This window comes from Rhodococcus sp. ENV425, assembly GCF_002887785.1.
Classification (GTDB): domain Bacteria; phylum Actinomycetota; class Actinomycetes; order Mycobacteriales; family Mycobacteriaceae; genus Rhodococcus; species Rhodococcus aetherivorans.
This window is the reverse complement of record NZ_PCZU01000062.1, coordinates 1-1,088: the sequence shown is the minus strand read 5'-3', so window position 1 is coordinate 1,088 and position 1,088 is coordinate 1. Positions and strand designations below refer to the sequence as shown.

Here is a 1,088-nt window from a genome sequence, read left to right as displayed (position 1 = left end):
CGGCGCGCCTCCTGCCGGCGTCGTGGGCGAACCCGCGCTGGATGAGCCGGTCCAGCGCACCGACGACGACCTCGGGGAACTCGAGCTGGACCAGGTGCCCGGCCCCGCGGACCCGCTTGAGCTCGACGTCCGGCAACGCCGCCGCGAGCTCCTCGGAGCCGGAGAACGGGATGATCATGTCGGCGTCCCCGCACAGCACCAGCACGGGCACCTGTCCGAGCACCGGCAACGCCGCCGACTCGTCGTGCAGTTCGAGGGTGCGCAGGAAGTTCACGATGGTCAGCACCGAGGTTTCCGCCAGCATCCGGTCGGAGAACTCCACCAGCTTCGGGCTGACCACCGTCCCGTAGGACGCGGCGCGCAGGATCGGCGCGATGATCGCCTTGGCGGCCCCACGGGCGTACTGCACGAACCCCGGCGCGGTGCGGGCCAGATGCCGGAACGCGTCGATCACCGGGTTCTCGAGGTTACGGCCGATGCCGGTCTTGGTCAGCCCGGCGGCGGTGGTGGCGAGCAGGCCCACCCCGACGATGCGTTCGTCGAACAACTCCGGGCGCTGGGCGGCCAGGGCGATGGTCGTCATCCCGCCCATCGAGTGCCCGACCACGACCACCGGGCCGGTGGGGACGACGGTGTCGATGACGGTGCCCAGATCGCGGCCGAGCTGGGCGATGGTGCAGGACTTCGACGTCGACACGGCGGATTCCCCGTGGCCGCGCTGGTCGTAGAAGACCATCCGCACGTCCTTGCCCCACCGCTCCTGCAGGTGGCGCATCTGCAGATGCCAGGACTGCATGCGCAGGCAGTACCCGTGCACGAACACGATCGTCAGCGGCGCCAGGGCCGAACCCACCTCCCGGACGGCGAGGTCGACGCCGTCCTCGGTACGCACGGTGCGCTTGGGCAGCGCGAGCATCGCGTCGAAATCTTCCTCGCCGTAGATCTCGTGCGCGGGCAGGCCCGCGGTGCGCACCGCGTACAGCCCCGCGTTCGAGCCGAGCGTGGCCAGGCTCGCACCCAACAGCCCCAAACTGCCCAACAGCGTCATCGCTGCTCGCCTCCTCCGCCACCGACGTAGGTGCGGACTG

1 protein-coding gene is annotated in these 1,088 nt (G+C 70.6%); it reads right to left on the bottom strand.

The window, feature by feature from the left end; all coding sequences use genetic code 11:
* The coding region (locus CQZ88_RS04645) for an alpha/beta fold hydrolase (RefSeq protein ID WP_044476605.1) at positions 1-1,048 on the bottom strand (1,048 nt) is incomplete at its 3' end.
* Between the last annotated feature and the right edge of the window lie 40 nt (positions 1,049-1,088).